Here is a 10,639-nt window from a genome sequence, read left to right on the forward strand (position 1 = left end):
CGGCCCGGTCGTCCGCGGCGACCGACACCCGGATCGGGGCGTCGTCGCGCGCGGCGGCGGGCGCAGCCGCGACGGCGGCGGCGGGCATGGGCGCGAGGCGCAGGAGGGCGCGCACGGTGTGGGGCATGCTGGCGTCGGCAGGAGCGGGCGTGTCGGAACCGGGCTGCATCTAGCTCACTCCGCCGGTTCGGGCTGTCGCACCGGGGCGACAGGCAGGCGTGGACGATGGCGCGAGAAGGCCGCGATCAGCACCGGCAGCACGACCAGGATCAGGATCGGAGCGAGCAGGATGCCGCCCACCACCACCAGCGCCAGGGGCTTCTGCACCTGCGAGCCGATGCCGGTGGAGATCGCCGCCGGCAGGAGGCCGACGCAGGCCGCCACGCAGGTCATCATCACCGGCCGCATCCGCACGTCGGCGGCGTGGTGGATCGCCTGCGCCCGCGCCCAGCCCTCGTCCATCAGCTGGTTGCAGTAGGAGAGCAGGATCACGCCCTCCATGGTCGAGATGCCGAACAGCGCGATGAAGCCGATCGCCGCCGAGACCGAGAACGCCGTGCCGGTCAGCACCAGGGCGAAGATGCCGCCGATCAGCGCCATCGGGATCACGCTGAGCGTCAGCAGCGTGTCGGTGAGCGAGGCGAAGTTGACGTAGAGCAGGAGCGCGATCAGCCCGATGGTGAGCGGCACCACGAGCTTCAGCCGCGCGATGGCGCCCTGCAGGTTGCTGAACTCGCCGACCCATTCGAGGTGGTAGCCGGCCGGCAGCTCGACCTGCTCGGCGACGCGCCGCTGCGCCTCGATCACCGCGCCGCCGAGGTCGCGCCCGCGCACGCTGAACTTGACCGGGATGTAGCGCTCCTGGTTCTCGCGGTAGATGAAGGCGGCGCCCGAGACGAGCTGGACCCGGGCGATCTCGGAGAGCGGCACCTGGACCACGCCGCCGCTCGGCGACGCCGCCCCGACCGTGATGTTGCGGATGGTCTCGAGCGAGCGGCGGTATTCCGGCGCCAGCCGCACCCGCATCGGGAAGTGGCGGTCGCTGCCGTACTCGTAGAGGTCGCCGGCGGTCTGGCCGCCGATCGCCGCCGAGATCGTGGTGGCGATGTCGCCGGGCGCCAGCCCGTAGCGGGCGGCCCGCGCCCGGTCGATGTCGATGCGCACCGTCGGCTGGCCGAGCGAGGTGAACACCGCCAGATCCGTCACCCCCGGTACCGTGGCGAGCGCCGCCTTCACCGCCTCGGCGGTGCGGGTGATCTCCTGCAGGTCGCCGCCGTAGATCTTGACCGAGTTCTCGCCCTTCACGCCCGAGGCCGCCTCCTGGACGTTGTCCTGGATGTACTGGGAGAAGTTGAACTCGATGCCGGGCAGCTCCTCGCGCAGCCGCCCCGAGATCTCCTCGATCAGCTTCTCCTTGGTCAGCCCCGGCCGCCACTGGTCGGCGGGCTTGAGGGGGGCGAAGATCTCGACGTTGAAGAAGCCGGTGGCGTCGGTGCCGTCGTCGGGCCGGCCCTGGTGCGAGACGACCGTGGTCACCTCCGGGTAGGAGCCGATCAGCTTGCGCATCCGCTCGACGTAGGGGTTGCCCGCCTCCAGGGAGATCGAGGCCGGCATCGTGCCGCGGATGTAGAGGTTGCCCTCCTCGAGCGTCGGCAGGAACTCGAGGCCGAGGGTGCGCATCGCCACCCCGGTGCAGCCGAGCATCGCCACCGTCACCAGGATGGTCAGGATGCGGTTGTCGAGGGTGAAGCCCTGGAGCGGCCGGAACAGCGCCCGCAGGATCTTGACCACGATGGTGTCGCGCTCCTCGACGTGGTTGGGCAGGATCAGGGCCGAGAGCGCCGGCGACACCGTGTAGGTGGCGATGAGTCCGCCGACGAGCGCGTAGGCATAGGTCTTCGCCATCGGCCCGAAGATGTGGCCCTCGACGCCGGTCAGGGTGAAGAGCGGCAGGAAGCCCACGATGATGATCGAGGCGGAGAAGAAGATCGCCCGGTTGACCTCGCGGGCGGCCGACGCGATCAGCCCGAGCTTGAGCCCGCTGCCGGCTTTCGCCGGCCCTTTGTGCTCGGCGAGGTGGCGGAAGATGTTCTCCACCATGATCACCGTCGCGTCGACGATGAGGCCGAAATCGATCGCGCCGAGCGACAGGAGGTTGGCCGATTCGCCCCGCGCCACCATGATGGCGATGGCGAATCCGAGCGCGAAGGGAATCGTGGCCGCGACGATGATCGCGCTCTTCAGGCTGCCGAGGAAGAGCCACTGCACCAGGAACACCAGCACCACGCCGAAGACGAGGTTGTGCATCACCGTGTGGGTGGTGGTGTGGATGAGCGCGCTGCGGTCGTAGAGCGGCACCACCTGCACGCCGGGCGGCAGGATGCCGGAGGCGTTGATCTTCTCGATCTCGGCCTCGACGCGCTGGATCGTCGGCAGGCTCTGGCCGCCGCGGCTCAGGAGCACGATGCCCTCGACGATGTCGCCGTCGTTCTCGTGCCCGACCATGCCGAGGCGCGGCGCGTTGCTGACCTGGACCTCGGCCACGTCGCCCACCAGCACCGGCACGCCGCCGACCTGGCTGATCATCGTGCTGCGGATGTCGTCCATGTCGCGGATGAGCCCGATGCCGCGCACCACCGCCGACTGCTCGCCGACGTTGAGGGTCTGGCCGCCGACATTGGTGCTCGAGTTGTTGAGCGCCGTGACCAGCTGGACCAGGGTCAGCCCCTGGGCCTGGAGCTTGTGCAGGTCGACCGCGACCTCGAACTCCTTGGTCTTGCCGCCGAAGGCCGAGACGTCGACGACGCCGGGGATCGCCTTGAAGCGGCGCTGCAGCACCCAGTCCTGCAGGGTCTTGAGGTCGGTCGAGGAGAAGCCCGGCGGGCCCGCCACCTGGTAGCGCATGATCTCGCCGATCGGGCTCGTCGGCGAGATCTGCGGCTGGGCGTTGTTGGGCAGCGGCGAGAGCTGCGACAGCCGGTTGAGCACCCGCTGCAGCGCCTCCTGGTAGGTGAAGTCGTAGGTGAACTGGATCTTCACGTCCGACAGGCCGAAGACCGAGATCGTCCGCGTCACCTTGGCGTTCGGGATGCCGGCGAGCTGCACCTCGAGCGGGATGGTGATGTAGCGCTCGATCTCCTCGGCCGACTGGCCCGGATTCTGGGTGATGACGTCGACGAGCGGCGGCACCGGGTCCGGATAGGCCTCGATGTTGAGCTGCTGGAAGCTGGCGTAGCCGATCCCGAGCATCGCCAGGAACAGGAGCAGCACCAGCACCCGCTGGCGCAGGGCGAAGTCGATCAGGCGGTTCATGCGGGCGCGGTCCCTAAGAGGCCTTGTCGCCGGAGGCGGCCCGGTCGATGAACAGGCTGCCGCGGGTCACGACGCGCTCGCCGAGGCTGAGCCCGTTCACGACCTGGACGAGGCCGCCCCCGGACAGCCCCAGGGTGACGTTGCGCGACACGATGGTGCCGTCCGGCTGCTCGACCCAGATCCGCGCGCGGGCGCCCTCGTAGACGATCGCGCTCGCGGGGATCGCCGGGGCGCGCTCGTCGCGCCCGGTGAGGATCGTGAAGGTCGCGAACATCTCGGGCCGCAGCAGGCCCTCGGCGTTGTCGATCTCGGCCCGCACCGGCAGGCGCCGGGTCGCCGGGTCGAGGGCGGCGGCCATGTAGCCGATCTTCGCCTTGAACACCCGGTCGGGGAAGCCGATCACGCTCGCCTCCAGCTCCTGGCCGAGCTTGATCCGCGGCACCTCGCTCTCGCGCACGTTGGCGACGAGCCATACCGTCGAGAGGTCGCCGATGACGAAGGCCGGGTCGCTGCCCGCCGCGAGGTACTGGCCGAGCCCGACCTTGCGCTGCACGATGGTGCCGCCGATCGGCGCGCGGATCTCGGTCTCGGGGCTCATCGCCCCGCTCTTCCCGAAGGCGTCGATCTCCGCGTCCGACTTGCCGAGGATGCGCAGGCGGTTGCGCACCGCCTGGAGCGCGGCCTCGGCCGAGCGCTGGTCGCTTTGCGCCGCGATGACGTCGTTCTGGGCCTGCTGCCAGTCCTTCAGCGCCACCGCCTTGGCCTGGAACAGCTCCTGGAGCCGGGCCGCCACGGTCTGGTTGAGCTTGAGCAGGGCCTGGTTCTTGGCGAGCGCGTTCGTCGCCGCCTGGAAGTCGTTGAGGGCCGAGACCATGTCGGCGGCCTCCAGGGTGAACAGCACCTGGTTGGCCTTCACCCGGTCGCCGGCCCGGACCATCACCTTGGTCACCCGGCCCGCATAGGGGGTGTAGACCGGGACGTTGTCGTCCTCGTTGACCCCGATCCGCCCCTCCGCGAAGCCCTCGGGCCGGAAGTCCCGGGCCTGCACGGTCTCGATGCCGAAGCTCGCCCGCTGCTGCTTGCTCGGCCGGAAGGCCGGGACCGCGGTCTCGCCGGGCTCCGGCGCCTGGCCCTCGACGCTCTCGCGCTGCGTCAGCAGCCCGGCGATGCGCTCGCGCACGGGCTCGAGGGCGGGCACGCGCCAGATCGCGAGGCCGGCGCCCGCGAGGACGAGGATCGCCAGGAGCCGGACCGCGAGCCGGCCGCGCCGCCGCACCGGCGGGCTCTGAGGGGTTTGGGTGTCCATCGCGCGCCGACCATCCGCCCGGGGAGAGCGGCCCGGCCCCGGATCCCCGCCGCCGCCCGCGACGGCGGGAGGAGTCCGGATCGATCCCGGGTCGGCCGGCCCCTGTTCCCTTCAGTGCCTCACTACCGGATTCTGCCGGCGTCCTGCCGTTCCGTTGCGTCAAGGCGATGACGGTGCAGGATCCGGGCCGAGGCGCCGCCTCGCGGGCGACGTCCGGTGGTCGTCTCTTGGCGAGCAAACCGAAGCCGAGTCAAGGACGTCCGGGCGGGGCCGCGCCGATGCCGCGAGGGCCGGGCAGGGGGCTGCCGCGACGGCCGAAAAGCGGGAATATTTGCAACGCTTCAATGACTTGAGCCGAAGCGAAAAAATTTTCGATCGGGATGGATTAAGTCGTTAGATCCGGTCGAGCCGGCTCTCTCGACCATGCGGCATCGCCCCGTCCGCTTGACGCAAGGGAGGGTGTGACCAATTTCCATCGCCCAAGCGCGGATGCTCCGCGTGCCAGCAGGGACCAAGGCCACGATGTCCGTCCGCGACCCGATCCTCCACAGCGTGCCGATCGCCGAGCTGCGGCCGACGCAGATGACCGTCGGCTACCGGGAGGTGGCGGCCAAGCGCAAGCGCTGGCGCGAGGTCGCGGACAAGGACCGGGAGGCCTTCCTCGGCTCGCACATGATCCCGGTCCTGCTCGGGCCGAAGAAGAAGCGCTACGTCATCGACCATCACCACCTCACCCGCGCGCTGCAGGAGGAGGGGGTCGAGAGCGTGTTCACCACCGTGGTGGCCGACCTGCACCACCTTGAGAAGGACGCGTTCTGGGTCGTGGCCGACCACCGCGCCTGGGTCCATCCCTACGACGCCCACGGCCTGCGCCGCGACGTCGGCGACATGCCCAAGCGCATCGAGGACCTCGCCGACGATCCCTTCCGCAGCCTCGCCGGCGAGCTGCGCCGGGCCGGGGGCTTCGCCAAGGACACGACGCCGTTCAGCGAGTTCCTGTGGGCCGACTTCCTGCGCCGCAACATCAAGCGCAAGGACGTGAAGGACGATTTCTCCGACGCCCTCAACGAGGCGATGGAGCTCGCCCGCTCGAAGGACGCCGCGTACCTGCCGGGCTGGAGCGGGCCGCACGAGGGATAGGATGCGCCCACAGGCGCCCACAGGCGCCCAAGCGTCCGGCGCGCCGAGGGCGCGGCGGCAGCCGCGGTCCTCGGGGTGGGCCTCCCCGGGGGCGGTGACGCAAAGGCGCCCACCTCCCATCAAGTTCATTTGCCGCACTCCCCCATCCGGCCTAACCTCTCCGACGGCGCGCGACGCGCCGCAGACGGGGGGACGTTCGCGATGTTCGATTCGCTCCTGAAGAGCATCGGCGCCGAGCCGGTCGACAACGAGACCCACTTCTACCGCTTCGAGCCCAAGCCCGACATCACCGCCTACGAGCTCGCCCTGATCCTGCGGCGCTTCGGGGCGCTCAGCGCCGGGGCGGCCCCGCTGCACGGGGTGATGCTGATGCCGTGGGAGACCCTGGAGGAGGAGTACGCCCGGCACTTCGCGCCGGCCCCGCACGGCATGTTCCAGGGCTGACGGGCCCCGGCCGACATCCGAGGGATGTCGCGGCTGTCCCGGCCGCTGCGGCGAGGCGGCAACACTCGGTTTACCATTCCGTCCGATGGTCGCGGCTGGTGAACGAGGGTCCTTGCAAGCCATGATGTCCCGCGCGGAACGCTCGCATCTGGGCGACTGGTGGTGGACGGTCGACCGGGCGCTGCTCGCCGGCCTCGGCGTTCTGATGACCGCCGGGCTGGTCTTCTTGATGGCCGGCGGTCCGCCCGTGGCCGAGCGCCTGGGCCTGCCGACCTTCCACTTCCTCAACCGGCAGGTGATGTACCTGCTGCCGACCATCGCCCTGATCCTGGCGGTGTCGTTCCTGTCCCTGCGCCACATCCGGCGCATGGCGCTCGTCACCTATGGGCTCGGCATCGTGCTGTGCATCGCGGCCACCAAGTACGGGCCGGAGATCAAGGGCGCGCATCGCTGGATCCAGTTCGGCTCGATCGGCGTCCAGCCCTCCGAGTTCGTGAAGCCCGCCTTCGTGATCCTGGCCGCCTGGGCCTTCGCCGAGGGCGCGCGCCGGCGCGACATGCCGGGCGGCACGCTCGCCGTGCTGCTCCTGCCGATGACCATCGTGCCGCTGATCCTGCAGCCGGATTTCGGCCAGACCATGCTGGTCACGATGGTGTGGTGCTCGATGGTGTTCGTCGCCGGGCTGCACTGGTTCTGGGTCGCGGGCCTCGGCGGCGCCGGCCTCCTCGGCGTGGCGGCGGCCTACGAGTTCCTGCCCCACGTGCGCGCCCGCATCCAGCGCTTCATGGACAAGGATTCGGGCGACAACTTCCAGACCTTCTGGTCGCAGGAATCCTTCAACTCGGGCGGATGGTTCGGCACCGGCCCGGGCGAGGGCGTGGCCAAGCGCCACCTGCCCGACGCCCATACCGACTTCATCTTCTCGGTGGCGGGCGAGGAGTTCGGCGTCATCATCTGCATCGCCATCGTGCTGCTGTTCGCCTTCATCGTGATGCGCGGCCTGGTGCTGGCGCGGCGCAGCGACGACATCTTCTGCCGGCTCGCCATCACCGGTCTCACCGCACTGTTCGGCCTCCAGGCCTGCATCAACATGGCGGTGAACACCCGTCTGATGCCCGCCAAGGGCATGACCCTGCCGTTCATCTCCTACGGCGGCTCGTCGCTGATCTCGCTCGCCCTCGGCATGGGCTTCCTCGTCGCCCTCACCCGGCGCCGGCCGCGCACGACGCTCCTCAACCGCGACGAGGGCCAGGCGCACTGATCGTCGCCCCGCGCCGTTCGCGCCGTTTCCCGCGGGGACGCCCCGAGGGGTGACCTCGCCGCCCCGCCGTGACACACGGGGGGCCACCCGATCCGACCGGAGACCGCATGTCCCTCCTCCGCCTCGCCCCGTCCGCCCGATGACGGTCGCCCAACCCCTCGTCCTGCTCGCGGCGGGCGGCACCGGCGGCCACCTGTTTCCGGCCGAGGCCCTGGCGCTTCGCCTGCGCGAGCGCGGCATCCGGGTCGCGCTCGCCACCGACAGCCGGGTGGCGGCCCTGTCGGGCGAGTTCCCGGCCTCGGAGATCGTGGCGGTGCCCTCCGCCACCCCGTCGAGCGGGCGCTCGCCCCTGCGCCGGCTCACGGCCTTCGCGACCCTCGGGCGCGGCTTCGCGGCGGCGCTCCGCGAGATCCGCCGCCTCAACCCCGCGGTCGTCGTCGGCTTCGGCGGCTACCCGACCGTGCCGCCGCTGCTGGCCGCCCAGATGCTGCGGGTGCCGACGCTGCTGCACGAGCAGAACGCCGTGATGGGCCGGGCCAACGGCTTCCTCGCCCGCGCCGCCACGATCATCGCCACCGGCTTCCCCGAGGTGCGGGGCGTGCCCGCCAAGGCCACCGCCCGGCGCGTCCATACCGGCAACCCGGTGCGCCCGGCGGTGCTGGCGGCCGGCGCGATGCCCTACCCGGCGCTCGGCGCCGACGCCCCGCTCCAGCTCCTCGCCTTCGGCGGCAGCCAGGGCGCCCGGGTGATGAGCGACGTGGTGCCGGACGCCGTGGTGCGGCTGCCGGCCCCCTTGCGCGCCCGCCTCACCGTGATCCAGCAGGCCCGCGCCGAGGATCTCGCCCGGGTCCAGGCGCTCTACGAGGGCGCGGGTCTTTCCGCCTTCACGGTGGCGCCGTTCTTCAAGGACCTGCCGGCCAAGATGGCGACCTCCCACCTCGTGGTCGCGCGCTCGGGCGCCTCGACGGTGGCGGAGCTCGCGGTGATCGGCCGCCCGTCGATCCTGGTGCCGCTGCCCGGCGCCCTCGACCAGGACCAGGCGGCCAACGCCGCGGTGCTGGGGCGGATCGGCGCCGCCTTCCCCACACCACAAACGGACTTCACCCCTGAGCGGCTCGCCGCCGACCTCGGTGCGCTGCTCGGCGATCCGGACCGGCTCGCCGCGGCGGCGGCGGCGGCCAAGGGCGCCGGCCTGCCCGACGCCGCCGAGCGCCTCGCCGCCCTGGTGGTCGAGACCGCCCTCTCGGCCCGCTGACGGCCGTTCGAACAAGAAGACACGCGAAGGACCCCGACTTCCATGAAGCTGCCGAACAAGCTCGGACCCATCCACTTCATCGGCATCGGCGGCATCGGCATGTCCGGCATCGCCGAGGTGATGCACAATCTCGGCTACACGGTGCAGGGCTCGGACGCCTCCGACAACGCCAACGTGCGCCGCCTGAACGAGAAGGGCATCCGCACCTTCGTGGGCCACCGGGCCGAGAACCTGGCCGACGCCGCCCTCGTCGTGGTCTCGACCGCGATCCGCCGCGACAACCCGGAGCTGGTCTCCGCCCGCGAGCGCCGCCTGCCGGTGGTGCGCCGGGCCGAGATGCTGGCCGAGCTGATGCGCTTCAAGTCCTGCGTCGCGGTGGCCGGCACCCACGGCAAGACCACCACCACCTCGCTCGTCGCCACCCTGCTCGACGCCGGCGAGCTCGACCCGACGGTGATCAACGGCGGCATCATCAACGCCTACGGCACCAACGCCCGCATGGGCGAGGGCGACTGGATGGTGGTGGAGGCCGATGAATCCGACGGCACCTTCCTGAAGCTGCCGGCCGACATCGCCATCGTCACCAACATCGATCCCGAGCACCTCGACCATTTTGGCTCGTTCGACGCGATCAAGGACGCCTTCCGGGCCTTCATCGACAACATCCCGTTCTACGGCTTCGCGGTGATGTGCATCGACCACCCGACGGTGCAGGACCTCGTCGGGCGCATCGAGGACCGGCGCATCGTCACCTACGGCGAGAACCCCCAGGCCGACGTGCGCCTGCTCGACGTCGACCTGAAGGGCGGCCAGAGCCGGTTCCGGGTGATGATCCGCGACCGCCGCCCCGGCTTCCGGATGGAGATGGAGGAGCTCGTCCTGCCGATGCCGGGCAAGCACAACGCGCTCAACGCCACCGCGGCGCTCGCGGTGGCCCACGAGCTCGGCGTGTCGCCCGAGGCGATCCGCAAGGCGCTGGCCAATTTCGGCGGCGTCAAGCGGCGCTTCACCCGCACCGGCGAGTGGAACGGCGTCCAGATCTTCGACGATTACGGCCATCACCCGGTCGAGATCCGTGCGGTGCTCAAGGCCGCCCGCGCCTCCACCGACGGCGGCGTGATCGCGGTGGTGCAGCCGCACCGCTACTCGCGGCTGGCCTCGCTGTTCGACGATTTCTGCACCTGCTTCAACGACGCCGACACGGTGATCGTCGCCCCGGTCTACGCCGCCGGCGAGGCGCCGATCGAGGGCATCGACCGCGACACCCTGGTGGCGGGCCTCACCTCCCGCGGCCACCGCAACGCCATCGCGCTCGAGCGCACCGAGGACCTCGCCGGCATCGTCGGCGGTCTCGCGCGCCCGGGCGACTACGTGGTGTGCCTGGGCGCCGGCAACATCACGCAATGGGCCTACGCGCTGCCGGGCGAGCTCGCCGCGAGCGGCGAGAAGGCGGCGTGAGCCGCTGACGCCCCGGTGCGCGGCCCCGACGATCCCGGTACGGCGCGGGCCCGCACCCTGAGGCGGGCCCAGACCGATGCCGAGCGGGCTTTGTGGTCGCGGCTGCGCGACCGGCGCCTGTCGGAGGCCAAGTTCGTGCGCCAGCTACCCGCCGGCCGCTACTTCGCGGATTTCGCCTGCCGCGAGGCGAAGCTGATCGTCGAGCTCGACGGCAGCCAGCACGCCGAGAGCACCTATGATCGTGAGCGCGACGCCTGGCTGACCTCGCAGGGCTGGCACGTGCTCCGGTTCTGGAACGGCGAGGTCGCACGCAATCTGCAAGGCGTCCTCGAGACGATCTCGGCCTCCATCCTGGAGCGCCGCTCCGCCGCCTCTCCCCGTTCGGGGCAGGGCTGTTTCGGGACGGATGAAGCGCGGGTTTCTCCTCTCCCCGCGGGCGGGGAGAGGGCCGTGTCCCCGTCCA

8 protein-coding genes are annotated in these 10,639 nt (G+C 71.0%); 6 read left to right on the forward strand and 2 right to left on the reverse strand.

The genetic code is table 11. From position 1 onward, the window contains the following. Positions 1 to 174: 174 nt before the first annotated feature. Both HPY23_RS03620 and HPY23_RS03625 read right to left on the reverse strand, forming a co-directional pair. Positions 175 to 3,312 (reverse strand): efflux RND transporter permease subunit, encoded by a 3,138-nt coding sequence (locus HPY23_RS03620; RefSeq protein WP_091881678.1) that lies wholly within the window; start codon positions 3,310 to 3,312, stop codon positions 175 to 177. Positions 3,313 to 3,325: 13 nt separating this feature from the next. Further along, on the reverse strand, positions 3,326 to 4,618 hold the full coding sequence (locus HPY23_RS03625; RefSeq protein ID WP_091881681.1) for an efflux RND transporter periplasmic adaptor subunit: 1,293 nt from the start codon (positions 4,616 to 4,618) through the stop codon (positions 3,326 to 3,328). Positions 4,619 to 5,140: 522 nt separating this feature from the next. Between HPY23_RS03625 and HPY23_RS03630 the strand changes: the two genes are divergently transcribed. The 6 genes from HPY23_RS03630 to HPY23_RS03655 form a co-directional block, all read left to right on the forward strand. Next, a complete protein-coding gene (locus HPY23_RS03630) occupies positions 5,141 to 5,758 on the forward strand; it encodes a ParB-like protein (protein WP_060849342.1) in 618 nt (205 codons plus the stop codon). Positions 5,759 to 5,959: 201 nt separating this feature from the next. Then, a complete protein-coding gene (locus HPY23_RS03635) occupies positions 5,960 to 6,202 on the forward strand; it encodes a hypothetical protein (protein ID WP_060847004.1) in 243 nt (80 codons plus the stop codon). Positions 6,203 to 6,323: 121 nt separating this feature from the next. Next, positions 6,324 to 7,463 carry an FtsW/RodA/SpoVE family cell cycle protein gene (locus HPY23_RS03640; protein WP_048429079.1) on the forward strand — a complete coding sequence of 380 codons (1,140 nt, stop codon included), beginning with the start codon at positions 6,324 to 6,326 and terminating at the stop codon, positions 7,461 to 7,463. 139 nt (positions 7,464 to 7,602) lie between these two features. After that, on the forward strand, positions 7,603 to 8,718 hold the full coding sequence (locus HPY23_RS03645) for a UDP-N-acetylglucosamine--N-acetylmuramyl-(pentapeptide) pyrophosphoryl-undecaprenol N-acetylglucosamine transferase (protein WP_060847005.1): 1,116 nt from the start codon (positions 7,603 to 7,605) through the stop codon (positions 8,716 to 8,718). Between the two features lie 42 nt (positions 8,719 to 8,760). Continuing rightward, the gene (murC, locus tag HPY23_RS03650; protein ID WP_060847006.1) at positions 8,761 to 10,176 is read left to right on the forward strand and encodes a UDP-N-acetylmuramate--L-alanine ligase; all 1,416 of its coding nucleotides are present in this window, start codon (positions 8,761 to 8,763) and stop codon (positions 10,174 to 10,176) included. Between the two features lie 15 nt (positions 10,177 to 10,191). Beyond that, positions 10,192 to 10,639: DUF559 domain-containing protein (locus HPY23_RS03655; protein WP_200649560.1), on the forward strand; the 448-nt coding region annotated here is incomplete at its 3' end.

Origin of the sequence: Methylobacterium ajmalii, assembly GCF_016613415.1 — a bacterium.
Taxonomy (GTDB): domain Bacteria; phylum Pseudomonadota; class Alphaproteobacteria; order Rhizobiales; family Beijerinckiaceae; genus Methylobacterium; species Methylobacterium ajmalii.

Bases quoted from the DNA above. Each gene is read 5' to 3' on its own strand.
- HPY23_RS03620 (WP_091881678.1), bottom strand. From the start codon at position 3,312: ATGAACCGCCTGATCGACTTCGCCCTGCGCCAGCGGGTGCTGGTGCTG.
- HPY23_RS03625 (WP_091881681.1), bottom strand. From the start codon at position 4,618: ATGGACACCCAAACCCCTCAGAGCCCGCCGGTGCGGCGGCGCGGCCGG.
- HPY23_RS03630 (WP_060849342.1), top strand. From the start codon at position 5,141: ATGTCCGTCCGCGACCCGATCCTCCACAGCGTGCCGATCGCCGAGCTG.
- HPY23_RS03635 (WP_060847004.1), top strand. From the start codon at position 5,960: ATGTTCGATTCGCTCCTGAAGAGCATCGGCGCCGAGCCGGTCGACAAC.
- HPY23_RS03640 (WP_048429079.1), top strand. From the start codon at position 6,324: ATGATGTCCCGCGCGGAACGCTCGCATCTGGGCGACTGGTGGTGGACG.
- HPY23_RS03645 (WP_060847005.1), top strand. From the start codon at position 7,603: ATGACGGTCGCCCAACCCCTCGTCCTGCTCGCGGCGGGCGGCACCGGC.
- murC (WP_060847006.1), top strand. From the start codon at position 8,761: ATGAAGCTGCCGAACAAGCTCGGACCCATCCACTTCATCGGCATCGGC.